This is a genomic window from Yimella sp. RIT 621, assembly GCF_004146205.1.
Lineage (GTDB): Bacteria > Actinomycetota > Actinomycetes > Actinomycetales > Dermatophilaceae > Yimella > Yimella lutea.
Genome location: NZ_SEIP01000017.1, coordinates 13,411 through 37,464 on the forward strand (window position 1 = coordinate 13,411; position 24,054 = coordinate 37,464).

Annotated in this window: 18 protein-coding genes; 9 read left to right on the plus strand and 9 right to left on the minus strand. The window is 68.1% G+C overall.

Annotated features, from left to right (window positions below; genetic code table 11):
* Positions 1 to 109: 109 nt before the first annotated feature.
* Both EU513_RS14095 and nudC read right to left on the minus strand, forming a co-directional pair.
* Positions 110 to 2,230, minus strand: coding sequence for an ATP-dependent DNA helicase UvrD2 (locus EU513_RS14095; protein WP_129627019.1), 2,121 nt, complete (start codon positions 2,228 to 2,230; stop codon positions 110 to 112).
* Positions 2,227 to 3,243: an NAD(+) diphosphatase gene (nudC, locus tag EU513_RS14100; protein ID WP_240796071.1), complete on the minus strand. Its 1,017-nt coding sequence runs from the start codon at positions 3,241 to 3,243 to the stop codon at positions 2,227 to 2,229. The genes EU513_RS14095 and nudC overlap by 4 nt, the downstream gene beginning before the upstream one ends.
* Before the next feature lie 41 nt (positions 3,244 to 3,284).
* Between nudC and EU513_RS14105 the strand changes: the two genes are divergently transcribed.
* A complete protein-coding gene (locus EU513_RS14105) occupies positions 3,285 to 4,439 on the plus strand; it encodes a phosphotransferase (protein ID WP_129627022.1) in 1,155 nt (384 codons plus the stop codon).
* 5 nt (positions 4,440 to 4,444) lie between these two features.
* Here the strand turns inward: EU513_RS14105 and EU513_RS14110 are convergent, their stop codons facing one another.
* The 3 genes from EU513_RS14110 to moeB all read right to left on the minus strand — a co-directional run bounded on the left by EU513_RS14110 (position 4,445) and on the right by moeB (position 12,178).
* Positions 4,445 to 7,804, minus strand: coding sequence for an ATP-dependent DNA helicase (locus tag EU513_RS14110; RefSeq protein WP_129627025.1), 3,360 nt, complete (start codon positions 7,802 to 7,804; stop codon positions 4,445 to 4,447).
* Positions 7,804 to 10,935, minus strand: a complete 3,132-nt coding sequence (locus EU513_RS14115; protein ID WP_129627028.1) for an ATP-dependent DNA helicase — start codon at positions 10,933 to 10,935, stop codon at positions 7,804 to 7,806. The genes EU513_RS14110 and EU513_RS14115 overlap by 1 nt, the downstream gene beginning before the upstream one ends.
* A 70-nt stretch (positions 10,936 to 11,005) precedes the next feature.
* Entirely contained in the window at positions 11,006 to 12,178 is a 1,173-nt protein-coding gene (moeB, locus tag EU513_RS14120; RefSeq protein ID WP_129627030.1) for a molybdopterin-synthase adenylyltransferase MoeB, read from the minus strand.
* A 62-nt stretch (positions 12,179 to 12,240) separates the two neighbouring features.
* On the opposite strand from moeB, the gene EU513_RS14125 reads away from it, so the two are divergent.
* From EU513_RS14125 to EU513_RS14135, 3 genes are all read left to right on the plus strand, one after another.
* On the plus strand, positions 12,241 to 12,876 hold the full coding sequence (locus tag EU513_RS14125; RefSeq protein ID WP_370447364.1) for a TetR/AcrR family transcriptional regulator: 636 nt from the start codon (positions 12,241 to 12,243) through the stop codon (positions 12,874 to 12,876).
* Positions 12,877 to 12,939: 63 nt separating this feature from the next.
* Entirely contained in the window at positions 12,940 to 13,161 is a 222-nt protein-coding gene (locus tag EU513_RS14130) for a DUF3107 domain-containing protein (RefSeq protein ID WP_129627033.1), read from the plus strand.
* A 261-nt stretch (positions 13,162 to 13,422) separates the two neighbouring features.
* Positions 13,423 to 13,692, plus strand: a complete 270-nt coding sequence (locus EU513_RS14135) for a GlsB/YeaQ/YmgE family stress response membrane protein (protein ID WP_129627036.1) — start codon at positions 13,423 to 13,425, stop codon at positions 13,690 to 13,692.
* Positions 13,693 to 13,763: 71 nt separating this feature from the next.
* On the opposite strand, the gene EU513_RS14140 is transcribed toward EU513_RS14135, so the two are convergent.
* Positions 13,764 to 14,489, minus strand: a complete 726-nt coding sequence (locus EU513_RS14140; protein WP_129627040.1) for a ferritin-like fold-containing protein — start codon at positions 14,487 to 14,489, stop codon at positions 13,764 to 13,766.
* Between the two features lie 197 nt (positions 14,490 to 14,686).
* On the opposite strand from EU513_RS14140, the gene EU513_RS14145 reads away from it, so the two are divergent.
* Both EU513_RS14145 and EU513_RS14150 read left to right on the plus strand, forming a co-directional pair.
* Complete coding sequence (locus EU513_RS14145) at positions 14,687 to 16,375, plus strand: DEAD/DEAH box helicase (RefSeq protein WP_129627043.1); 1,689 nt, start codon at positions 14,687 to 14,689, stop codon at positions 16,373 to 16,375.
* Positions 16,376 to 16,377: 2 nt separating this feature from the next.
* Positions 16,378 to 17,397: a LuxR C-terminal-related transcriptional regulator gene (locus EU513_RS14150; RefSeq protein ID WP_240796072.1), complete on the plus strand. Its 1,020-nt coding sequence runs from the start codon at positions 16,378 to 16,380 to the stop codon at positions 17,395 to 17,397.
* 276 nt (positions 17,398 to 17,673) lie between these two features.
* Here EU513_RS14150 and EU513_RS14155 read toward each other — a convergent pair whose 3' ends face one another.
* Positions 17,674 to 18,522 carry a PHP domain-containing protein gene (locus EU513_RS14155; RefSeq protein ID WP_129627049.1) on the minus strand — a complete coding sequence of 283 codons (849 nt, stop codon included), beginning with the start codon at positions 18,520 to 18,522 and terminating at the stop codon, positions 17,674 to 17,676.
* Positions 18,523 to 18,685: 163 nt separating this feature from the next.
* Between EU513_RS14155 and EU513_RS14160 the strand changes: the two genes are divergently transcribed.
* Genes EU513_RS14160 through EU513_RS14170 form a run of 3 tightly spaced genes read left to right on the plus strand, consistent with a single transcriptional unit; the run spans position 18,686 to position 21,416 of the window.
* The gene (locus EU513_RS14160; RefSeq protein ID WP_129627052.1) at positions 18,686 to 19,189 is read left to right on the plus strand and encodes a hypothetical protein; all 504 of its coding nucleotides are present in this window, start codon (positions 18,686 to 18,688) and stop codon (positions 19,187 to 19,189) included.
* A gap of 9 nt (positions 19,190 to 19,198) precedes the next feature.
* Positions 19,199 to 19,906, plus strand: coding sequence for a hypothetical protein (locus EU513_RS14165; RefSeq protein ID WP_129627055.1), 708 nt, complete (start codon positions 19,199 to 19,201; stop codon positions 19,904 to 19,906).
* A 25-nt stretch (positions 19,907 to 19,931) separates the two neighbouring features.
* Positions 19,932 to 21,416, plus strand: a complete 1,485-nt coding sequence (locus EU513_RS14170) for an aminopeptidase P family protein (RefSeq protein WP_129627059.1) — start codon at positions 19,932 to 19,934, stop codon at positions 21,414 to 21,416.
* 376 nt (positions 21,417 to 21,792) lie between these two features.
* Here the strand turns inward: EU513_RS14170 and EU513_RS14175 are convergent, their stop codons facing one another.
* Positions 21,793 to 23,094: a hydroxyacid-oxoacid transhydrogenase gene (locus EU513_RS14175; protein WP_129627062.1), complete on the minus strand. Its 1,302-nt coding sequence runs from the start codon at positions 23,092 to 23,094 to the stop codon at positions 21,793 to 21,795.
* Complete coding sequence (locus EU513_RS14180; RefSeq protein WP_129627065.1) at positions 23,091 to 24,008, minus strand: TetR family transcriptional regulator; 918 nt, start codon at positions 24,006 to 24,008, stop codon at positions 23,091 to 23,093. Before EU513_RS14180 ends, EU513_RS14175 begins: the two co-directional genes overlap by 4 nt.
* Between the last annotated feature and the right edge of the window lie 46 nt (positions 24,009 to 24,054).

The following is a 24,054-nucleotide window of genomic DNA, read 5'->3' on the forward strand; positions in this document are numbered from 1 at the left end:
ACGACCCCAGCACACCCACGAAGGGGCCGGGCTGAACGTGTCTCAGGCTACGTGCGCCTTCTCACACGGGGCAACTTATTTAACGACCAATTTCTCGATGCAGTAAAGATCAGTCGGATTCCATTGCAGCACAAGACTTTTCGATCATGTCATCGGCAGGCTCGCCGCGCAGGACGCCCAGCACCGACGGTCCGTAGACCTTGAGCTTGCGGGCGCCCACCCCGGAGACCCCGACCAATCCACTCTCGTCGACCGGACCGCGCTCGGCGATCGCGATGAGGGTCGCGTCGGTGAAGACGACGAACGCCGGCACCCGCTGGCGGTCGGCGACGCCCTTGCGCCAGGTGCGCAGAGCCTCGAAGGTCTGTTCGTCGTAGGTGGGCGGACAGTCACTGCAACGGCCGATCTTTCGCTCGGCCGCCGTATAGAGATCCTTCGCGCAGGTGCGGCAGCGCACCAGCTTGGCGCGCTCGACCTTCTTACCCCGACCCGTCGAGCGCTTCTCGCTGCGCTGCCGCGGCGCCACACCGTCGAGGATTCCGTCGGCGGCGTGCAGGAAGCGCGAGACCGAACGGGTCGGCTTGCCGCCCGGTTGACGTGCCTGCGCCCAGGTCAGCACCAGGTGCTTGCGGGCACGGGTCAGGCCGACGTAGGTCAGTCGGCGCTCTTCCTCGATCGCTTCGGGGCCTTCGGCATGCGACAGCGGCAGCAGGCCGTCGGAGCATCCCGCCAATACGACGGCGTCCCATTCCAGGCCCTTGGCCGCGTGCAGGGAAGCGAGCGTGACCCCCTCGACGGACGGCGCGTGCTGCTCGGCCATCCGTCGGTCGAGTTCGACGATGAGGTCTGGCAGGCGTGCCTGCGGGTTCGCGGTCACCAGATCGTCGGCGACGGTCGCGAGGGCTTCGAGCGATTGCCAGCGTTCGAGCAGGGCCCCGCCGGTGGGTCGCTGCGGCGACCATCCGGCCGCGGTGATGACGTCACGCACCAGCGCACCCAAGGGCGCCGAACCGTCGTCCGAACGAGCCGCACCTCGCAGTAGGACCACGGCCCGCTTGACCTCGTCACGACGGAAGAAGCGTTCCCCGCCGCGCACGAGGTAGTTGATGTCGGCTTCGGCGAGCGCCTGTTCGAGCGGCTCCGACTGTGCGTTGATGCGGTAGAGGACGGCGATCTCGCTGGCCGGAACGCCCTGCGCGAGAAGCGTTTTGATGCGCTGGGCGATGCCGGACGCTTCGGCGACGTCGTCGGCGAACTGGTGCAACTCGACGGCCGGACCGTCGTCGGACTGCGCCTGCAGTTGGGCGTATCCCCCGCCCTTGGCGGCGCCGAGCACGGCGTTGGCCAACTGCAGCACCTGCGGGGTCGAGCGGTAGTTGCGCACCAGGCGAACGGTCTGTGCGCCGGCGTGCTTGGTGGCGAACTCGCGCAGGTGTCGTGGCGAGGCACCGGTGAAGGAGTAGATCGTCTGCGCCGGGTCGCCGACCACACACACGTCGCTTCGGTCGCCGACCCACAGATCGAGCAAGGTCTGCTGGACGCGGTTGACGTCCTGGTACTCGTCGACCACGAAGTGACGGTATTGCTCGCGGACGGCGCGCGCCACGTCATCCCGCTCGACCAGGAAGCCGGCCATGAGCAGCAGGACGTCCTCGAAGTCGATCACGTGGCGCCCCGACTTCACGTCCTCGTACATCTCCCACAGACGCGCCATCGCGATGTGGTCGAGGTCGGCGACATTGCGCCCCGCCTTGGCCGCGTGCCGCGCGTACGTCTCGGGGGTGAGCATGCCGACCTTGGCCCACTCGATCTCGGAGGCGATGTCGCGGATCGCCACCCGATCCAGCTGCAGCCGTAGCCGAGCCCCGGCTTCGCCGATCACCGGCGCCTTCTGCCCCAGGATCTGCGGCGGAGCCCCGCCGATGACCTTCGGCCAGAAGTAACCCAGCTGACGCAGGGATGCTGCATGGAAGGTGCGCGCCTGCACCTTGTCGAGCCCCAGTCCGCGCAAACGCGTGCGCATCTCTCCCGCCGCTCTGGCGGTGAAGGTCACGGCCAGAACGCGTTGCGGTTGGTAGGCACCGCAGTGGACGCCGTAGGCGATCCGGTGGGTGATGGCGCGGGTTTTACCGGTGCCGGCGCCGGCGAGAACGCACATCGGACCGAGCGGGTTCGAGGCGACGATCCGTTGCTCGGGGTCGAGGCCGTGCAGTACCTCGTCGGGCGTCACGAGACGTCTCCGGGCTGCGCCGGCAAGGCCGCGCCGTACCAGCGCTCGATGAGGTGGCGAGCGATCGACAGGCGCGGCGGGACCGTGAGTTCGCCGCCGGCCAACGCGTCCTCCAACTGGGCCCGTGTGAACCAGCGGGCAGTGCGGATCTCCACCGGATCAAGGCGCAACCGCGTCTCGTCCGTGCGTGCGGCGTAACCGATCATCAACGAGGCCGGCATGGGCCACGGCTGGTTGCCGACGTACTCGGCCTCCACGATCGGCAAACCCACTTCCTCCATCACCTCCCGAGCCACGGCGGCCTCCATCGACTCACCTGGCTCCAGGAAACCAGCGAGCACCGACATGCCCGTGGGAAGCACGAACCGGGTGCCCTGGGCCAGCAACAGCCGGTCGTCCGGATCGACCACCGACATGATGACCGCGGCATCCGTGCGCGGGAAATGATGATGCCCCTCATCGCAGGTCATGACCCAGCCCGCTTTGGTCAGTGCGACGGGGCGTCCACAACGGGCGCAGAACCGTTGGGTGGCAACCCAGTTCGCCATGGCGACCGACGTTGTTGCCAAGCCGAGATCGGCGACGGGCAACCCCGGTGCCAGCGATCGCAGGCTGCGGTGCGTGCGCTCGCTCTGACGGGCGAGGTCGTCCGGATCAGTGGTACCGGCATCGCCGGGCACCTTTCGCTCCGGGACGTCGAACACGGCGACGAAGTCGGCTCCCTCCTGTCGGCCGAGGTACGCAGCCGGAAGGTCGCTGTCGGCCGGCTGCGGAGCCCGCAGCAGCAACCGCACCACATCGCCCTGGGTGGTGACCGGCATTCGCTCACCACGCAGGTGCAGTACCCGGGTCCGGGGCGACGACAACAGGCTCTGCAGCAGCGATGGATCCTCCCGGCGCAAGGAGTCACGGTCGAGGATGCTGCGCGACAGCATCAGATGCGCGTGCCGGTCATCCCCGCCGGGGGTCGGAACGAGATCTGAATCGCGATGAGTTGGGGACGAATCGGCCACGGCTCCCAGGCTAGGCGACCGTGTCCGCGTACCGTGAGGCCGTGCTTCGCAGTCCCTACGTTCTGGCCGCCCTCGCCGATGCAGCCCTCCCCCGCGTGCAGCCCCGCTCCGTGGTCGCGCTGCCGACCCGCGTGACCGACAAGTACCAGCAGGCCCGGGTCGAGTCGTCCGACGGGCAGCCCTGGACCGTTCGCGTCTCGCGCAACGCGGCGGCTGCGGCTGCCGCCGAGCAGGCCGGCAGTTTCACCCGCCTGCTCGCCAAGCGGGTGCCCTTCGCGGTGCCCGTGGCCGAGGGACGGATGACGCTGGCCGATCGCAATCTGGTCACGGTGGCCCCGCAGCTTCCTGGCGACCCGATGGTGTGGCGCGGCCTGACCGGCGGCAGCCGGGAGGCGATCGAGGTCGGACGCGCCCTGGCCGCCCTGCACGACGTCGACCCTCGAGTTGCCGATGAAGTCGGGGTGCCCAGCTACGACTGCGACGGCTACCGCTCGCGCAGGTTGGCGATCCTCGACCGCGCCGCCGGTACCGGACTCGTGCCCTCGGCCCTGCTGGCCCGCTGGGAACGGGCCCTGGAGGAAGTCTCGCTCTGGCGCTTCCCGACCTGTGTCACGCACGGACCGCTCGAAGGTCATGACGTCTTCTGGGGGTCGGACAAGGTCTGCGCGATCGCGTCCTGGGAGAACGCCGCGGTCTGCGACCCGGCCGACGATTTCGCGGCCCTATGGGTGCTGGCGCCGTCGGAGGCCTTCGACACCGTGCTCGAGTCCTACTCCGCGGTGCGCACGGAGGCACCGGACAAGCACCTGGAGCGACGCATCCGGCTCAGCGCCGAACTGCAACGCATCACGGTGCTGCTGGACGCCGTCGCCGCCGACGACGACGCGCTCATCGACCGCCGGGCTGCCGCTCTTCGCCGGCTCAACGAACAGACCTCCGGTGACGAAAGCCTGATGCCGGCACCCCCGCGCAGGTCCAGAGCGGTCACCGCCGACCAGTTGGACGAACTCGCCGGCGAGGACAGCGTCGACGTCGACAGTGCGTCGCCCGAGCCGGATGTTCGTGACGACGACTTCGCGGCCACCGACGCCGTCACCACGGACGCCCGTACAACGGACACTTCGGCCGAGGACGAACAGCACCTGCGCGACGACGACACCGTCGAAATGCAGATCAAGCGCGACCCGAAGAACTGAATCCGCTACTCCTGCAGCGGGATAGCGGTGATCAGCCGGTCGATCGCGTCGTCGCCGGGCAGTTCCGGGCGTACCGTCTCACCCGTCGCGGCGTAGTAGAACGCGGCCTTCACCCGCTCCGGCTCGATGCCGCGTAGTCGTGCATACGCCAGCCGGTAGGCCGCCAACTGCAGGACACGTGCCGAACCGCTGAGGCCCGACGGCGGACGACCGGTCTTCCAGTCGATGATCAGATAGCCATCGGCGTCCTCGAAGACCGCGTCGATCCGACCGCGCACCGACACCCCGGCGACCCAGGTCTCGATCGGCACCTCGATGGCGATCGGGGCACGTCCGGCCCATTCGGAGGCGAGGAAGTTGGCCTTCATCGTCTCCAGGTCGGCGTCGACGTCGGCGTCCAGATCGGCGAACCCGGGCAGTTCGTCGATGTCGACGAGGGCCGCCTTCGAGTAGTGCTCCTCCACCCAGGCGTGGAAGCGGGTACCTCGGCGCGCTGCGTACGCGGGCGGGGAAGGCATCGGCCGGCGCAGGTCGAGCGCGAACTTCTCCGGGTCGCTCGCCAACGCCACCACCGACGAGGCGGACAAATGACCGGGCAACTGGACGGTCGGCACCCGCACCCCGGTGCCGACCGCGCGTTCGTGCAGCAGGGTGCGTAGTTCGCGTCGCCGACGACGTTCGGCATCGGAGAACGGACCGTCGACCTCCAGAGCGCCGAGGGGATCGGGGCCGGCCGCCGGTGTGATCTCCTGCAATGCGTTCAGCACGTGTTCGCGGCCTTCGAGCAGCGCGCTGCGACGCCGGGCCAGCGGGTCGTCGGGCCACACCATGGACAGCCCGTCGACCAGCCGGGGATTCGTCGCGTCCGGGTCTGGATCGGGTGAATTCGGTTCGAAAACAACGTGTCCGGCGTCGATGACATCGCACAGGAAGCGGGAGGGCAGGCGGCATTTGCTCCCCGAGAACCACACGGACGAGGTCATCAGCATCGAGTGCTTCGCCCTGGTGAGCGCGACGTACGCCAGCCGCCGCTCCTCCGCGAGGCCGTGCTCGCCGTTCGCCTCGCGAAACTTCTTGTACTCATCGCGCAGTTCGACGAGGTCGGCGAGTTCACCGATGGGAAGCGACGGCAGCCCGTCGCTGTCGCCCCGCAGGTCATAGGGCACACCATCGAGGCCGACTGTCCAGCCCTTCTCCTCCAGCACCCAGGTGCTGCGGTCGTTCGGGTCGGTCTTGGCGCCGACACTCCATCCCTGCAGGTCGGTGTTGTAGGTGGCCGAGCGGCGGTGGTTGGGGAAGACGGTCTCGGTCATCCCCGGAATCGCGACGTGATCCCACTCCAAACCCTTGGCCGCGTGGATGGTGAGCACCTGAATCGCCGCACTGTTGGACTCGATCTCGGCCTTGTCGAGGCCGCGTTCTTCGTCCTCGGCTGCATCCAGCCAGGACAGGAAGCCGCCGAGCGTCGGGCGGTCGGCACTGGCGGTGAAGTTCATCGCGACGTCGGCGAACGCGTCGAGGTGCACCCGCGCCGTCTGCGGGGTCACTCCGGGCCGCGACATGACCTCGATGTCGAGACCGAGTGCGCGTTCGGCCTCGCCGGTGAGTTCGGCAAGCGGGAGACCGGTCAGACGGCGCAGGCTGCGGATCGCCAGCGACAAACCGGAAAGTCGCTCTCGAGCAACAGAACTCATCGGATTTCCGGCCGGCCCGGCCCAGTCGACCGGCGGCAGATGATCCAAGGCTTCGACCAGGGACGGCCGATCGCGGGTGTCGGGCTCACGGTCCTGTTCGGTGCGCGGAACCTGTGGTCTGCCGTCCTGTTCGATGCGCCGCGACCAAGCGGCGAGGACATCGAGGTCGGCCGCACCGAGCCGCACCAGCGGGCCGGTGAGCAACCGGATCAACCGGTCGCCCCGGGTCGGGTCCTGGACCACCCAGAGCAGGCTCACCAGATCGGCGACCTCGGGCGTCATCAGCAGACCGCCGACGCCGACGACTTCGACCGGCAGGTCAGCGCGATCGAGCGCGTCGATCATCAACGGGAACAGCGAGCGTTTGCGGCACAGGACAGCGGCCGTCGGGTGATCGCCGTTCTGGTCGGGTTGCCACCGCTGCGCGAGCCACGCAGCGACGTGATCGGCTTCCTGCTCGATCGTCTCCAGACGGGCAGCGAACACTGCCCCTTCTCCCGCGGTCTCGGCTGCCTGCAGGGCGGGCACGGCCACCGGGCTTCCCTGCCGCAGCGGGGCGGCCACCACGTTGGCCGCGGCCAGGATCGCCCGGTCGTTGCGCCAGCTGCGCGACAGCGGTCGGACGGCGGCGTCACCGCAGGCGTCGGCGAAGTGTGCGGGGAATGAGCCGAGCGTCGTGGCACTGGCCCCGCGCCAGCCGTAGATCGACTGGTGCGGGTCGCCGACGGCGGTGACCCGCACCGGCTCGCCCTCGGCCACGAAGAGATTCTTCAACAGCTGCAACTGTGCCTCGCTGGTGTCCTGGAACTCATCCAGCAACACCGCCTTGAACCGGCGCCGCTCCAACTGACCGACCCCGCCGAATCGCGACGCCAGGTTGGCCGCGAGACCCATCTGGTCGGCGAAGTCGAGTGCTGACCTCGCCTGCTTGAGTTGCTGGTACCGCTCCACGAGCGGCAGAACCGCCAGTCGCGCTCGCATCGCAGCCACGAGGTCGCGGTAGTCGGGGTTGGACGCCTTCTTCAGCCGCCCGGCCTCCTGCAGATCCTCCAACCCGTACAGGATTGCCTCGATCTCCAGCCGCAGGTCCTGCGGCGTCAGCAGGTGCTCGGACATCTCACCCGACAACGCGACCACGGCTGCGGTGACAGTGGATTCGACCTTGTCGACATCGTCCATCGGCCCGTCGTAGCCATGCACGACCTCGGCGGCGTACTGCCAGGCCGCTGCCTCGGTGAGCATTCGGGAGTCGGGCTCGACGCCGAGGCGCAGGCCTTGCTCACGCACGAGTCGGCCGGCGTAGGAGTGGTAGGTGAGCACGGTCGGGCTGTCGGACAGCCCGAGCGTTCCGTCGGCGTCCTGCTGCGGCACCCAGAGGCCTGCGGCACGCAGCGCGCGCAATTGATGAGCGACGCGTTCGGCCAATTGGCCTGCTGCCTTGCGGGTGAAGGTGAGCCCGAGCACCTGATCGGGCTGGACGAAGCCGTTGGCGACCAGCCACACCACCCGGTTCGACATCGTCTCGGTCTTGCCCGAACCCGCACCTGCGACCACCAGCATCGGGGCGTCCGGGTCGGCCTCGATGATGGCTCGCTGCTCGTCGGTCGGCGGGAACATGCCGAGCCGGCGCGCAATCTCGAGGCTGCTGTGCATGACAGCCGTGCTGCTCATCAGCTCGACTCCCCTTCCTGAAGTACCGGGCAGGCCGCCCGCACCGAGCAGGTGCTGCATTGCTTGCCAGGAGTCGCGGTGAACTCGGCGGCACCCATTCCCTCGGCGGTGGCGTGCAGCAGCCGGTCGGCCCATTCCGGATCTTCGGTGGACGACAGCGGCACCTGCTGCTGCAGGTTGTAGTCCTCCTTGACGCCCTTGCCCGAGCCCTTGCCCACCTGCAGCAATGCCGCCCCGGCGGAGGTCTCGTCGGCTCCGAAGGCACCGTGCTCGACGGCCCACTGGTAGGCGCCGAGTTGCGGGTGTTCGGCGACTTCCTTACCGGACGGTGCGGACCCTCCGGTCTTGAGGTCGATGACCCGGATGCCCTCGGTCTCGTGCCGCTCGATTCGGTCGACCTGTCCGGCCAGGCGGACGCGTCCGGCGCTGACCTGGAAGTCCTGTTCGACGCCGATCGGGGTCCACCCGCCGGCGGCCGCCTCGTCGACGTAACGGTGCATCCGCGCGAGCATCAGCGAGGCCAGCCGGAACTGCTGCCGACTGATCCACGACTCGCCGAGACCCAAACGGCCCCAGCGGTCCCGTAACGCCTGCTGCATGCGATCGGGATCGGTGTCGGCGTACTCGGCCGCGATCTCGTGCACCAGGATCCCGATGTTCGCCGCACCCTGGTCAGGACCGTCGCCACCACGGGAGGTGAGAAACCAGCGCAGCCCACAGGTGCCGAAGTCGGCCACCTTCGAGGGTGAGACCCGCACCGGCTGATCCACCCGCCGCACCGGATCGGTCGACGTGAGTTCGTGAAAGGCCCACCACTGATCGAGGTCGGCGCCGGCGACGTCGCGGTGCGCGAGTTCGGCGAGCAGCCGAGCCGCCTCGACCGGGGTGAGTTCCCCCTGCGGACCGGACTCGGGAACGACGAGTTCACGGCGAAGCTCGGCGACCATCGACCGCAGGTTCAACCCGCGTCCGACATCGGTGTGCTTCCTGCCGTCCGGATCGTCGATCGGGTCGACGATGTCGAGATAGACGCTCGGCTGCTCCTCATCCGATCGAACCGCGGTGATCAGGACCCGCTCTGAGGCGCGCGTCAACGCGACGAGGAACTGCCGGGTCTCGTCGTAACGCACCGCCGCGGCCTGCGAGCGCAGATCGGCAGGGCGTCCGGTGAGCGCATCGACCAACGCTTCGGATCCGAGCAGCGAACCGCGCAGCCGCAAGTCGGGCCACACCCCTTCCTGCACTCCGGCGAGCACCACGAACTGCCACTCCTGGCCGGCGGCCGCCTGAGTGGTCAGCAGATCCACCGCGTCCTGCGCCGGGGCCGAGGAGGTCAGCCGGTCACCGGCGACCTCCTGGTCACGGATGTGGTCGAGGAAACCGGCCGGTGACGCACCGGGCAGCCGGTCGACGTAGGACGCCGCCGCCCCGAAGAGGCCGACGATGGCGTCGAGGTCGTGGTCGGCACGGGCGCCCGAGGTGCCACCGGCGAGCGCCGCGCGTGACCACGGACCGGCGACGCCGGCGGCGATCCACATCTCCCACAGGACGGTCTCCGCGGACGCGTCCGCCGCCTGCCACGCGGCCGTGCCCGCCGCAAGGACGGCGGAGATGCGCAAGAGGCCGACCGCGTCCGGGCCGACATCGCCGAGAAACTCGGGTCGGTGCACCGTCTCGACCAACAATTCGTCGCTGGAGCGACTGCCTCCGTCGGCCAACTCTGCCGAGCGGAGGGCACGACGAAGACGCCGGATGGACAACGAATCCATATGTGCCAGAGGAGAACTCAGCACATCGATGATGTCGTCGGGGGTCCAGGCGGGCACCCGACCCGCGGCGAGGTCGGCCACGACTTCGAACAAGGTGAGCAGCGGTCGGACTGCCGGTTCGTCGCGCAGCGCGATGACCGTCGGCGGCATCGCCACCGGCACACCTGCACTCTGCAGCACCCGACGCAGCGCGGAGATGCGGGCCTGCCCCCGCGTGATCACGGCCATCTGCGACCACGGCACGGAGCCCTCGAGGTGCGCACGGCGCAGTTCGGCTGCGATATGAGCCGATTCCTGACTCACCGCACGCAGCATCGCCACCTCGACCGACCCTTCACGTGCGGCGGCGGACGGGCTCCGGTGCTCGCCGCCGGCCACCGAGCCGATGCGTGCGGTCACCCGCGCGGCTGCTTCGCGGATGGTGCGCGGCGAACGATGAGCGGTGCCGAGTTCGAACCGGGCCGGTGAGCCGGCGCGCTCGGCGAGATCGAGGAACAGCCGCGGGTCGGCGCCGCGGAAGGTCTGCACCGCGACATCGGGATCGCCGATCAGCATCAACCGGGTCGTCGGTCCGGCGAGCAGCGACACCAGTCGTGCTGCGGCTCGAGTGAGTTCCTGTGCGTCGTCGACGACGATCAACGCGAACTCCCGGTGCAGTTGCTCGAGTTGGTCGGGCATGGCCTCCAGCAGGTCGGCCGCACCGCCCATGATCCAGGCAGGGTCGTAGGCTCCCGGCCGGGACAGAGCCGTGACCTGGTCGTACTCGTCGAGCACGTGTGCGGCAGCGATCCACTCCTGCCGTTCGTGCTCCTCACCGAGCAGACGCAGGTGGTCGGCATCGACACCCCACTCGACCGCACGCATGAGCAGGTCTCGTAGCTCGTGCCGGAACCCTCGGGTCGCCAGCGCCTCGTGCACGAAGTCGGGCCAACGCGGGCCGGGCACCTCACCGGACGCGTGCCCGGCGAGCAGGTCACGCAGAATCACGTCCTGTTCGGGGCCGGTCAACAGACGGGGCGCCTCCCGCCCCTCCACTGCAGCAATCCGGCGCAGGATGCCGAAACCCAGCGCCTGGGGAGTGCGCGCCATCGGTGCGCTGGAGGTGCTCGCCAGACGTGCTGATGCTCGCTCCCGCAGCGCGCCGGCACGAACGCGGGTCGGCGACAGGATCACGCAGGAGTCAGAAGGCACTCCTGCATCGACGGCGTCGACGACTGCTTCGACCGCGAGCAGGCTCTTGCCGGTGCCCGGCGCGCCCAGCACCAGACGGGTCGCCGCGGGACTCGACACCGCAGCACCCTGGGCGGCGTCGAGAACGGGAGCCTGCACTGCGTCGGGTGCGCAACGGACCAGTTCGACCATGCCAGCCATCACACCAGCCGCCACCGACAACCTCGGGCGTGGGCCGGACGGGGCCCGCCCCAGGACGCGCTCAGGCGGGGTCGAGGGCCGGATCGACGGCGGCGGCCCAGGCCAGGATCCCGCCGTCGAGGGAGCGCGCGTCGATGCCGCGCTCCAGCAGCAGACGTGTTGCTTCGGCGGACCGGACGCCGGAGCGGCACATCACGACCAGTGGCAGCCCATCGGCCTCGGGGGCGGCGCCCTGCCGGATGTCGTCCAGTGGCAACCACTGCGAACCGGCAACGGACGCCTGCGCCCACTCCTGCGCCGAACGCACGTCGACCAGCCGCACCGCGCCCGAGGCGAGCAGCCGCCCGGCTTCGACCGCATCGACCATGGGCACGACCTCGACCCGGTCGGTCGACGACGCGGGATCCTCGTCACGGATGTCGATCGGCACCGCGTCCGGGCCGCAGACCAGGCATGACGGGTCGGCGGCGACAGGGATCTGCGACCACTCGAACGCGAGCGCGTCGAACACCGCGATCCGACCCACCAGCGGGGCGCCCAGACCGAGCACGAGCTTGAGTGCCTCGGACGCCTGGGCTGCTCCGAGCAGACCCGGCAGAACTCCGAGCACACCGGCCGCAGCACACGAAGGGGCAGCCGCCGGGTCGGGCATCACCGGGAACAGGCACCGTAGACACGGCCCCTCCCCCGCAGACCACACCGTGAGCTGGCCGTCGAACTGGTTGATCGCCGCCCACACCAGCGGCAGACCGAGCAGCACACAGGCATCGTTGAGAAGGAAGCGGGTGCCGAAGTTGTCGGTCGCGTCGACGACCACGTCGTGATCGCTGCACAGATCGACGACATTGGCGGCGTCGAGTCGCTCACGGACGGCGACGATCCGGACGTCCGGGTTCAACTCGCCGACGGCTCGTGCGGCCGAGTCGACCTTCGCCGCCCCCACATCGCCGGTGCGATGGATCACCTGACGCTGCAGGTTGCTGAGATCGACCTCGTCGTCGTCGACCACGGTGATCGTTCCGACGCCGGCAGCCGCGAGGTACTGCAGCACCGGCGCGCCCAGACCACCTGCTCCGATGACGAGCACTCGGGCGTCCAGCAGACGGCGCTGACCGGCCGGGCCGACGGACGGCAGGGACAGATGGCGCGCGTATCGGCGCACCTGGTCGTCATCGAGAACGCCGACCGGATTCACCACCTGTGATCTGCCCTGTTCCGATGCTTCACCATCCATGCCGTCCAGCCTAGATCTGTGCATAAGATGACGAACTGACCGGCGAGTAGAACTTGGAGGTAATGATCGTGGGCGACTCGTCTGACACGACTGCGCGCGGTGGTCGGCTGCCTCGTTCGGCTCGGCGGGCCCAGCTCATGGAGGCCGCCCAGTCGGTCTTCGTCGAGGCGGGCTACCACGGCGCGGCGATGGACGAGATCGCCGAGCGCGCCAATGTCAGCAAACCGGTGCTCTACCAGCACTTTCCGGGCAAGCTCGACCTCTACCTCGCCCTCCTGGAGCACCACACGCGTGAGGTGCCCGAGCTGGTGAATGCCGCCCTCACCTCCACCGAGGACAACAGCGACCGGGTGGCTGCGGCGATCAGCGCGTTCTTCCAGTTCGTCGAGCGCAAGGACGCCGCCTTCCGGATGGTGTTCGAGTCCGACCTGATCAACGAGCCGGTCGTCGCCGCCCGGGTCGAGCGGATGGGCACGCTCAGTGCGACCGCAGTGTCCGAGGTCATCGCCGAGGACACCGGCCTGCCGCCCGAGCAGGCGATGGTGCTGGGCGTGGCCCTGGTAGGAATGGCGCAGGTCGTCGCGCGGTTCTGGGTGTCGCAGGAACCCCGCATGCCGCGACAGGAGGCCGAGCGTCTCGTCACGGTTCTCGGCTGGCGCGGCATCGCCGGGTTCCCCAAGACCGCCGACCAGGACTGACCTCTCGCCGAGAGCCGACATAGGCTCGGAGCAGAACCGGTCCGAACAGACTTCAGGAGAGCCATGGAAATCCGCATCGGAGTGCGCAACATCGCGCGCGAGATCGTCATCGAGTCCACCGACTCCGCCGACCAGGTACGCGAGCTGATCACCAACGCGCTGAGCGCGGGCACCGCGATCACGCTCACCGACGAGAAGGGCCACACCGTCGTGGTGCCGGCCGAGGCGCTCGGTTATGTCGACATCGGCTCGGAGCAGGAGCGCCGCGTCGGCTTCGGCAGCTGAGCCACGGGCAGCACTGCTCGACCACTACGTGCGAACGGACACGATCCCACCCGAAGGGCGGGGGTCGTGTCCGTTTCGTTACCAACTTGGGGTTGACCTCATCCCACCACTGCCGGCGTCTGCGGAGTAGCTTCGTGGACAGGTAGGTGGAGGAAGCGCCAAATGGGTGCCGAATCTGCTTGCAACACAGCAGGACCCGAACCACAACCCCGGTGTTCGGGAAACGGCCCCTGAAGGCCAGATTCACCCCAAGGAGTATCAATGCTCTCGAGCATCATTTCCTGGATCATCGCCGGTATCGTCATCGGCGCACTCGCCCGTCTGGTGGTGCCCGGTAAGCAGAACATCAGCATCGCCATCACCATCGTTCTCGGTATTCTCGGCGCCCTCATCGGTGGCTTCCTGGCCCGTCAGCTCGGCGTCGGTGACACCAAGGGCTTCGATTGGATCCAGTTCTTCATCAGCGTCATCATCGGTGCGGCTTTGGTCTTCGGCTACACCGCGATCACCTCGCGCAACAGCCGCGTCTGAGCAACACCTCGCGTAAAACGAGCGAGCCCGCCATCCGTTCGGGGTGGCGGGCTCGTTCGTTTCCGTTCGGTTCAGGCAGACAGCCCCAGAGCTGCCATCCGCTCGGTGTGGGCCTCGGTGATGCGGGTGAACAGGTGCATCACCTCGGCGAGGTCGAGACCGCGCCCTGAACCGTCGTCGACGAGCAGTGCGGTGAGTTCGTCATTGTCGGCGGCCGCGCGCTGCGCCTGCGACAGTGCCTCCCCCACGATTCGCCTGCCCCACAAGGCCATCCGTGCGGCCAGCTTCGGGTCGCGGACGATCGCTGCTTCGAGTTCCTGCTTGGCGTAAGCGTAGTGATCGGCGTCGTCCAGCACCTGCTCGACGAGGGCGCGGGTCTGCGGATCGACGAAACGCCCGCACTCGGCGTAGAAGTCCGACGCGATCGACGAACCGGCGTAAACCTTCATCAGGCCCTCATACCAGTCGGTGGGCTGGCAGCGGCGGTGCCATTCGTCCAGCGCCGGGCGGAACCGCGCCATCGCCTCATGCGGCTTGGCACCCAACTCCTCCAGGCGGGCGGCGAGCAGCTTGTGGTGCTCGAACTCGCGGATGGCGACCTCGGTCAGCCGCACCTTCTTCACGGTCGAGGGTGCGCGATCGGCGTCGGCGACCACGGTGAAGAAGCTGACGAGTTCGCCGTACGCGAGCATGCCCAGCAGCGAAACGACGCCGGCGCGGAAGGTCGGGTCGTCGAGGTCCTGCGCGCTCCTCGCGGGGCGTTCGACGGTTTCGGAAGGGGTCAGGTCATCGGCCATGGCCGTGATGCTATCCACCTGCGGCTACGATTGCCTTGTCAACAACGGTGCCCGGTCGGCACACATGACACGCATCGAACCATCGGCGGCCCCGAGGCCGCCCGCGAAGACTCCCGATCGGCTCCCCTCAAGTCACGCCTGTGCCGCACCCGCGTCCGCACGGCGTAGACGCCCGATCGAAGGAATCGACCACACCCATGACCGACATCAACACCGAACCCACCACTGAAACCACCACTGAGCCCGACGCCGAGCCCACGATCGCCGAGGCCGACATCGTCACCCTCGATGCCTCCGACGCTGCGCCGGCACCTGTCGTCGAGCAGACGTTCGCCGACTTCGACGTCCGTCCCGGCATCGTCGCCTCGCTGGCCGACGCCGGCATCCTGGCTCCGTTCCCGATCCAGTCGATGACCCTGCCGGTCGCACTGGGCGGCCACGACATCATCGGCCAGGCCAAGACCGGCACCGGCAAGACCCTCGGCTTCGGCGTGCCGCTGCTGCATCGGGTCACCGGCCCGGACGAGGACGGATTCGACACCCTCACCGTGCCGGGTGCACCGCAGGCCCTGGTCGTCGTGCCGACCCGCGAGTTGGCCGTCCAGGTCACGAACGACCTCAAGACCGCGTCCACGCGCCGTTCGGTGCGCGTCGAGGCGGTCTACGGCGGACGCGCGTACGAACCGCAGATCGCCGCTCTGAAGCGCGGCACCGAGGTCGTCGTCGGCACGCCCGGCCGTCTGATCGACCTCAGTCAGCGCGGTGACCTCGACCTGCGCAATGTGAAGGTGACCGTCCTCGACGAGGCCGACGAGATGCTCGACCTGGGCTTCCTGCCGGACGTCGAGAAGATCCTGGCTATGACTCCGGCCTCACGCCAGACGATGCTGTTCTCGGCCACCATGCCCGGCGCCGTCGTCGCACTCGCGCGCCGATACATGACCCAGCCGACCCACATCCGCGCGATGACCGAGGACGGCGGCAACGCCCACACGGTCAAGGCGACGACCCAGTTCGTCTATCGCGCCCACGCGATGGACAAGGTCGAGATGCTGGCCCGTATCCTGCAGGCCAAGGGCCGCGGCCTCACCATCATCTTCACCCGCACCAAGCGCACCGCCGCCAAGGTGTCGGACGATCTCGCCGAGCGCGGGTTCGCCGCGGCCGCGATCCACGGTGACCTCGGCCAGGGTGCTCGTGAGCAGGCGCTGCGTGCGTTCCGCTCCGGCAAGATCGACACGCTGGTCGCGACCGATGTCGCAGCGCGAGGAATCGACGTCGACAACGTCACCCATGTCGTCAACTACCAGTGCCCCGAGGACGAGAAGACCTACGTCCACCGCATCGGACGCACCGGACGCGCGGGCCAGACCGGCACCGCAGTCACGTTCGTCGACTGGGACGACCTGCACCGCTGGACGATGATCAACAAGGCCCTCGACCTCGGCATCCCGGAGCCGGTGGAGACCTACTCCTCCTCCGACAACCTGTTCACCGACCTCGACATCGACCCCTCGGTCACCGGGAAGCTGCCGCGCTCGGCGCGTACCCGTGCCGGCCTCGATGCGGAGGAACTCGAGGACCTCGGCGAGGTCGGTGCATCGGCCGGCAACCGTGCTCGCGGGTCCGGCCGTGCCTCCGGTGCCGGCCGTGGCCGCAGCGGCGGCAACGGACGTGGCGGCCGCGACGGAGAGCGACGCTCCGGTGGACGCGGCAGTGGACGCGACGGTGGACGCGACGGTGCGTCCGAGACCGCACCGAAGCGGTCGAAGGACGACAGCGGGTCTGCGAGTGGCGAAGGTGCTACACGGCCGCGTCGCCGTCGCCGGACCCGCAGCGGGAACGCCGGCGGAAACGGTGACGCGTCGGGCAGCACTTCGTCGTGAGCATGCAGCGGCCGTTCTCCGATCGGGTCGTGAGCCATCTGCGGCTCGCCGATCACCGGCTGCGCACCTCCGAACCGGGCTCGAACCGGCGCCGTTACTCGATCTGCAGAATGACGCTGCACAACATCGCGCCGATCGACAGTTTCTACCTGGGCTTCTTCCACGGTGAAGACACGGTCGTGATCCCGTACATCTACGACCACGACCGGCACCTGCAGCCGGACGTGACCAAGTTCGGCAAGGGCGGTCTGTCCCACTGGATCCGCAGCAGCGGGCGGCCGTACGTCTTCCGCTCCGATGACGGTGCGCTGCTGAGTCGGACGATCCCGTTCGGCGACCCGGACGAGATCTCCGCCGACGCGGTGATCGTGCCGCTGAAGGACCCTGACACCGGTGACATCGCCGGACTGATGTCGATCCAGAGCCTGACGCCGGACGTGTACGACGACGAGGTCGTTCACGCGGCGCTCTGGCTCGGGGAGGCACTGATGCTTGCGCAGGCTCGCGACCGCCACGTCGGAGCCGCACCCGAGGCGCTGTACTCCTTGCATCCCGAACTCAACAGCGCGATGTCGGGCGATCCACGAGAACGCTTCGTCCAGATCACCGACCAACTCGAGGCGGCCTACCGTCGGACCGGCGAGATCGCTCGGGCCGTCGAGGAAATCGGCGACGACAAGTTGCTCCGTGACATCGCGGCCGTACGCATGACGCTCGAGCAGACCCAGGTCGACATGGCCGAATGGATGCTCACCCAACCGTTGACCGCCGGCGCGGACGACGATCAGCAACCGGTGCGGGTCGATCTGACTCCGCGCGAGCACCAGATCGCGACGATGATCGCCACCGAGCGGCTGACGAACGCGCAGATCGCACAGGAACTCGGCATTTCCCTCAAGACAGTCAAGACACATGTCGGCAGCGTGCTCGGCAAGCTGGGTGTCGGCCAGCGCTCGGCGATCGTTTTCGCAATGGCCGACCTGCTCGCGACGTCCCCTCCCGAACCGCGCAAACGGTCCTAGGACCCTTGCCGGCGAACCTACGCCGAAGTCTCATGGCGACGCTTGACGAAACCCGGCACGATGTTCATGGCGGAGATTCGAGGAAGGGTCCGATGTTCCATCGGCCTCGAAGGACCACCACGCGGTAGCCAGCATGCAGGGGGGATGCTGGCTATCGGTGTTTCCCGAGCCGCTCAGGCGGTCGACCCGGGCGGCTGCAACGCTGCGGGGGTCGCCCCGGAAGGTCCTAGACCTACTCCGGGTACTGAACCGATGGCGCCGAACGGACCCACCGACTCATGGCACGAACGCCTCGGCCGGTCCGCTCGCCAGAGCCAGCAACCGCTCGAACTCGGCGCGGTCCGTGGTGTTCTCACCCAGACGGTTGGGCTTGCCGGCCCCGTGATAGTCACTGCTGCCGGTACGGATCAGCCCATGACGGGTCGCGTACTCCAGCGCGTGGGCCCGCTGCGCCGGCCCTTGGTCACGGTGATCCACCTCTATCCCTGCGAGCCCGGCTTCGATCATCGCCTCCACCGTGGCGTCGGCGACCACCCGTCCGGTGACGTGGGCGAACGGGTGGGCGAGCACCGGCACCCCGCCCGCCGCCAGCACCAGTTCGACCCCGCGTACCGGATCGACCGCGTAATGGCCGACGTGGTACTTGCTGCCGGAGAACAGAAACCGGTCGAAGGCGTCCGCCCGGTCGGCCACGGCACCGATCTGCACAAGCGCGTCCGCGATGTGCGGACGTCCGATCGTGGCGCCCTGCGCGACCTGCGCCTGCACGTGTTGCCAGGTGAGGCCGGTGTCGGGTTCGAGCAGGTCGACCATCGCCATGGCGCGCCCCTCGCGGGAGATCCGCGCCTTCTCCATTTCGCCCAACAGCCCGCTGTGCTGCGGGTCGACGAGGTAACCGAGCAGATGCAGACTCAGGTGATCGATCTCGCAGGAGATCTCGATGCCGGGGACGAAGCCGATCCCCACGTCCTGCGCGACGCTCCGGGCTGACTCCCAGCCGGAGGTCGTGTCGTGATCAGTCAACGCCACGACGTCGAGACCGGCTTCCTGCGCCGACCGGATGACGTCGGCGGGAGTCTGGGTTCCGTCGGACTCGATGGAGTGGGTATGGAGGTCGATGCGCACCCCAGCAGGCTACGCCGCAGGCACAATCGGACAGGCTGGGCAGGGAATCATTGAGGCCGATCCACCGGGCGGAGGAACGACTACTGTCGGTGCGAAGTCAGACGTCGTGGCGCGATGACCGCTCGCTGCCCACGTGGATGACGCTCGACTCGAAGAGGAACTGATGAACGACGCACCCCGGCCGCTGCGGCGCGCCGTGCTGCTCATGTGGGTCGGTGCCACCCTCTCCGCGCTCAGCGCCCTGGTGGCATCGACGCTGCGCGACGATATTCGAGCCGGACTCGAGGAACGTGGCCGCACCCACCCCCGGGAGCGGCTCACGGCGATCGAGGTGGACGAGGCGACGAGCACGATGGTCACCGTGCTGGCTGTGTCCGCCTGCGTCGCAGCAGTCGTCTGGCTGATCATGGCCTGGCTGAACCGACGGGGACGTCGGTGGTCGCGCATCGCGGCGACCGTGCTCGCGCTGTTCGCGCTGCTGCACACCTGGAGTCTGCTGACACGCGGCTATCCGTCGCCGGTGGCGACCGTGCTCGCACTGGCGGTGGCTCTCGTGGGGGTGGCGGCAGCGGCACTGCTGTGGCATCCGGAGAATGCTGAACATTTCGCGCGCTCAGAGGTATCCCGCACTAGCCTGGACGCCCGGCAGGACCGCACCACGGTCTAGCCTTACCGCATGCGCCTAACTGCCTGCCTCGCCACTGCTGCCACTGCCGTCCTGCTGACTTCGTGTGCGTCCGATGCGCCGGTCACGGTCAACTCCTCGACCAATTCTTCGACGAGTTCCTCGACCACGTCCTCTGCGACGAGTTCGACGTCGACCGAGTCGCCCTCCTCCTCGACGTCCAGCAGCACCTCCTCGAGCTCCAGCCCGCAGTCCTCCTCGCCCAGCGAGAGCCCGACCAGCTCGGCATCGAGCAGCGCAGGCGGCGGGCTGCCGGCGGGCGCCGAGGCCGACAGCAAGAACGAGTTCCACGTCACCAAGCCGGCCGGTTGGGCCAAGGCGACCGTGCCGAACGCCCAGATCGTCCTCGCGATCAAGGCCGACAAGCCGACCGGTGGCGTCTTCAGCAACTTCAACGTCGTCAGCACCCCGGGGGCCCCGGGGCAGAACCTCGATGCCTACGTCAACGCCGGCGCCACGCAGATGCGTCAGCAGAACGCCACCGTGACCCCGGTGGCCGACCGAAAGATCGCCGGCGGCGATGCCAAGGGCTACGTCGTCAAGCGCACGGTGAGCGGCAAGGACATGTCGCAGACGCAGTACTTCACCCAGAAGGGCAACACGGTCTACATCTCGACGATGACCAACGCCACGAGCGAGAAGGCTGCGGGTGACAGCGCGATGAACGCGATCCTCGGCTCCTGGACCTGGACGAGCTGATCCGTGGCCGTGCGACGATGGTCGGGTGAGTGAAGAGCAGAAGAAACCCGAGCACCGAAGCCGTCCGTACACCAAGGCATTCCGCCAGTTCGTTGCGTCCGGTTGGGCCGAACGGGACACCAGCGCGCCCGCCCGCGCACGGGTGGCCGATTTCGCGGCCGACCGGCGCGCGTCGGCCAGCGCCGATTTCGCCGGTCGACGACTGGTCGTGCCTGCCGGCGGCCTGAAGGTCCGCAGCAACGACTGCGATTATCAGTTCCGGCCGCACTCGGCGTTCGCCCACCTGACCGGCCTGGGCAGTGATCGCGAACCCGATGCGGTGCTGGTGCTGGAGCCGACCGAATCCGGCCACGAGGCCGTGCTGTACTTCCGTCCGCTGGCCGGGCGCGACACCGAGGAGTTCTTCGGCGACTCGCGCTACGGCGAGTTCTGGGTCGGCGCCCGCCCGACGTTGGAAGACATCGAGGCCGAGCTGGGTGTGACCGCTCGGCACATCGACGAGCTGCCCGACGCGCTGGCCAAGGATGCCGGCGCCGTCCAACTCGCCGTGGTGCGCGACGCCGACCGCGACATCACCGCGTTGGTCGACAAAGTGCGCAGCGAAGCGGGTGTCGAGCAGCAGGAGACGACGCTCGACGACGAGCTGGCCCGCGTTCTTTCCACCATGCGTCTGATCAAGGACGACTGGGAGATCGAGCAGATGCAGGACGCGGTGGACGCCACCGAGCGTGGTTTCGAGGCGGTCATCGCCGATCTGCCGAAGGCGTTGGAGAGCGGACACGGCGAGCGCTGGGTGGAGGGCGTCTTCGGACTGGTCGCCCGCCACGAGGGCAACGGCGTCGGATACGACTCCATCTGCGCCTCCGGTGACCACGCGAACACGCTGCACTGGATCAAGAACACCGGCGAGGTGAAGGACGGCGACCTGCTGCTGCTCGACGCCGGCGTCGAGGTCGACTCGCTCTACACCGCCGACATCACACGGACGTTGCCGATCAACGGCACGTTCTCCGAGGTGCAGCGCAAGATCTACGACGCGGTGCACGCCGCCCAGGAGGCCGGCATCGCCGCGGTGAAGCCGGGCAACAAGTTCAGCGATGTGCACGCGGCCGCGATCCGGGTCATCGCCGAGCACCTGTTCGAGTGGGGCCTGTTGCCTGAGGGAGTCGATGTCGAGAAGACGCTCGACACCGAAGAGGGCCAGTACCACCGTCGGTGGATGGTGCATGGCACGAGCCACCACCTAGGTATCGACGTCCATGACTGCGCGCTGGCCCGCAAGGAGGATTACATGGACGCCGAACTCAAGCCGGGCATGATCCTGACCGTCGAGCCGGGGTTGTACTTCAAGGCGGACGACCAACTCGTGCCGCAGGAGTTCCGTGGCATCGGCGTCCGAATCGAGGACGACGTCCTGGTGACGCAGGACGGGCACCGCACCCTGTCCGATCACATGCCACGCAGCAGCTCCGACGTCGAGGAGTGGATCGCCCGGGTGCAGCGCGGCTGATCGGCCCCGCGACGAAGGTCCTCAACCGAATTCGGTTGAGGACCTTAGTCATGTGCGAGGAGGCTGCTGTGCTGGCAGCGGCTTCCCGAAGAATCAGCGGCTGAACAATCCGCGCAGGGCGCTGGAACGCGACTTCTCCGTGCGGTATGCGTCTGCAGCCTTGACGATCGCCAGCTGGTGGCGCGTGAACGGCATCTGACCGAGCATCACCGGCCTCCTCTCCTGGGTCTCGTCGGTGGCCTTGATGTTCTCTATCGTACATTTCGATATCGAAAACTTCCAATTTGAAACAACGAGACCTTCGACACATTCCTTCCCCGGACGACAGCCGCCCGCCGAGAATTCGGCGGGCGGCTGCGGTCGGGTCGTCACCAGCTCACCAGAGGTTCAGACTCCGCTCGAAAATGCCTGCGATGTCTTCCTCGGTCACCGGCTTGGGCGAGGTGGTGAGCAGACGCTGCTGCTTCATCGTCCCCTCTACCAGGTCGGAGATGTCGCTGCTGTCGTAGCCGACCGCGCCACACCCGTTCGGGATGTCGATGTCACGCATGAGGTCGATGAGGACGGTCGGTAGCAGTTCGGCGTCAGGGACGGAGTCGTAGTTCTTGTCAGCACCGGCCGCGAGCAGCCGGGCAGCTTTCAGGTGCCGCTCGGGGTCGGCATCGAATGTGAACCGGAAGGCCTCAGGAGCCGTGAGCGACACCGACATTCCGTGCGGCACCATCGGCTCGTGAGAGGGGTAGTCCTTCGGGTGGAAGTCCTTGACCCGGCCGGCGATCGGATAGGCGTTCGCGTGCGGGATGTGCACTCCGGCATTCCCGAAGCCCATGCCGGCGAAGGTGGCGGCGAGCGCCATGTCCGCACGTGCCTCCAGGTTGTCTCCGTCGTGGACCGCCGTGCGGAAGGACCCGGCCAGCAGCGCCAGTGCCTTCTCCGACCACATGTCGGCGATTGGGTTCGACCCGCAGTAGGGCACCCGCTCGTGCGGTTGCTTGTGCTCGTAGGAGGTGTACGGACGCGCGGTGTACGACTCGAGGGCGTGGCACAGGATGTCCATCCCGGCGGCGGCGGTCACCCCGGCCGGCTGGGTGAGCGTGACCATCGGATCGATGACGGCCATCGTCGGACGCAGCCGGGCGTGACTGATCCCGGTCTTCACCTTGAGCGAGAGCACGTCGAGCACACAGATGGTCGTGCTCTCCGAACCCGTACCGGTCGTGGTGGGGACGGCGACCAGCGGCTTGAGCGGGTTCTGGGGCGCCTTGCCACCACCGACGGGCGCGTTGATGTAGTCCATCAGTTCGCCCTCGTTGGACGTCATCAGGTTGATCGCCTTGGCGGTGTCGATGCTGCTGCCGCCCCCGACGGCGACGAACGCGTCCCATGGGCCGTTCGACCGGCCGTAGTCGACGGCCTCACGCAGCGAGTCGTCGGTGGGCTCGACATGTGTGCCGTCCCAGACGATGGCCTCGATGCCGAACTGACCCATCTGGTCGGCGACGCGCTGCGCGACCCCGGCTTCGGCGACGCCCGGGTCGGTCACGACCAGGACGCGCTTGGCTCCGGTCAGGCTGAGGTCGTAGCCGATCTCGTCGGCCGCGCCGGGACCGAACTTCAGCTGCGGCGCACCGTAGGTGAAGACGCTCTCCGGGGACTGTGGCGTGGGAAGGGTGCTCATCGTGTGGCCTTTCGGGATCGGGTTGCGGGTTGACGTCTCTGGGTGACCATGGCGACTGCGGCGTCGGCATAGTCGACGGCGATCAGTTCGGGGCTGATCGAACCGTCGTGGTGGATCCACTGTGCGATCGAGGTGCACATGGTGGAGATCGAGTTGCCGAGTGTCACCACGAGGCGGTCGGCATCAGGGTCCTCGCGCAGAGCGGCGCGGATGTCGTCATCCAGCATCCTCTGCACGTCCTTGCGGTACCGGGTGATCCGGCTGCGGTCGGACGGCGCGAGACTGCGCATCTCGCTCGCACCGAGGAAAGCCAAGCGGGGACGCCGTGCATGGTAGAGCGCGAGGCATTCGACCGTACGATGCAGTCGCTCGTCGGCATCCGGGTCCCCGTCGCGGGCGGCCTCCAGGCGCCAGAAGAGGTCGGCCATCGTGAGGTCGAGCAACGCAGGCAACATGGACTGCTTGGACCGGTGATAGTGATAGAGGCCGGCCACGCTGAGCCCCGCACAGTCGGCGATGTCGCGGATCGACGCTCCGTGAAAACCCTTCTCGCAGAACGCGATCAGCGCACCGGTCAGTGCCGGGTCGAGCGGGAGATCGTGGAATGCGCGCCAGTCACCGGCGCCGCTGTCCGGCAGGTCGGGCCACGAAGCAAGACCCTGGGCTGTCGCCGGCGGACGCGGGAGGTCGCCCACATCGCCGGGCTCGAGCAGCCGCGGCGCGGACACGTCGAGTTCGTCGGCGATGTGGAACAGTCGGTCCACCGAGAGCGCGGTGTTGCCGTTCTCGATACCGCTGAGTGTCGCCGGGCTGACCTCGAGCCGAGCGGCGAGGTCGCGCAACGAGATTCCCTGTCGCTGCCGGTGCGCGCGCACCGATCGCCCCACGCGCACGCCCGTGGTGATCGTCGACATGTGTTCAGGCTAGATGAACATGATGATCCGCGAAAGAGTTATTGGA